Here is a 984-nt window from a genome sequence, read left to right as displayed (position 1 = left end):
GTGGCGACGCGCTTCAACGCATTCATCGTCGACCGCCTCGTCGAGGGCGCGAACGACTGCCTCACCCGGCACGGCGTGGACGACGCCGGCATCGACCTGGTGCGCGTGCCCGGTGCCTGGGAGCTGCCGCTGGCGGCCCAGCGCCTGGCCGGGGCCGGGCGCTACGACGCCATCGTGGCGCTCGGCTGCGTAATCCGCGGCGGCACGCCGCACTTCGATTACGTCGCCGGCGAGTGCACCAAGGGCCTCGCCCAGGTGCAGATGGGTGCGGATGTGCCAGTGGCGTTCGGCGTGCTCACCACCGACACCATCGAGCAGGCCATCGAGCGCGCTGGCACCAAGGCCGGCAACAAGGGCGCGGAGGCGGCCATGTCCGTGCTCGAGATGATCAGCCTGCTGCGGCGGCTCGACTGAGGACGCAGATGACCCCAACCCCGCGTTACGAGGACTATCGCCGGCGCAGCCGGGCCCGCCGGCGTGCGCTGCAGGCGCTCTACCAGTGGCAGGTCGCCGGCCAGGACATCGCCTCCATCGAGAAGCAGTTCCTCGAGGATTACCGCATGGGCCGCACGGACCTGGAGTACTTCTCCGTGCTCCTCCACGGCGTCCCGGCCTCGGCCTCGCGCCTGGATGCGGCGCTCGAGGGGCACCTGGACCGCCCGTTCCGCACCCTCGACCCCGTGGAGAAGGCGATCCTGCGCCTGGGGGCCTACGAGCTGCTGGAGCGCATGGAGGTACCCTACCGGGTGGTGCTCAACGAGGCGGTGGAGCTCGCCAAGGCGTTCGGCGCCGAGCAGAGCCACCGCTTCATCAACGGCGTGCTCGACCGCGTCGGCCACGACAGCGCGTTGCGCCGCGCCGAGCTCGGCGCCGGGGAAGGCTGATGGCCCTGCCCGAGCCCGCGCCGCGCCGTCGCCTGCACCGCCGCCGCATCGAGCTGGACGGCTTCCGCCGCGAGGACGGCCTCTGGGAGATCGAGGCCCG

Annotated in this window: 2 protein-coding genes; both read left to right on the top strand. The window is 72.2% G+C overall.

Translation table 11 applies throughout. The annotated features are described in order from the left end of the window. Complete coding sequence (ribE, locus tag G7A99_RS21165) at positions 1 to 414, top strand: 6,7-dimethyl-8-ribityllumazine synthase (protein WP_163143887.1); 414 nt, start codon at positions 1 to 3, stop codon at positions 412 to 414. An 8-nt stretch (positions 415 to 422) separates the two neighbouring features. Next, positions 423 to 884, top strand: coding sequence for a transcription antitermination factor NusB (nusB, locus tag G7A99_RS21160; RefSeq protein ID WP_018716346.1), 462 nt, complete (start codon positions 423 to 425; stop codon positions 882 to 884). Positions 885 to 984 lie beyond the last annotated feature (100 nt).

The sequence above is a fragment of the Arhodomonas sp. KWT genome (genome assembly GCF_010993615.1).
This window is presented reverse-complemented; position numbering and strand designations above follow the sequence as displayed.

Coding starts and splice junctions, on each gene's coding strand:
- nusB (WP_018716346.1), top strand. CDS start 423: ATGACCCCAACCCCGCGTTACGAGGACTATCGCCGGCGCAGCCGGGCC.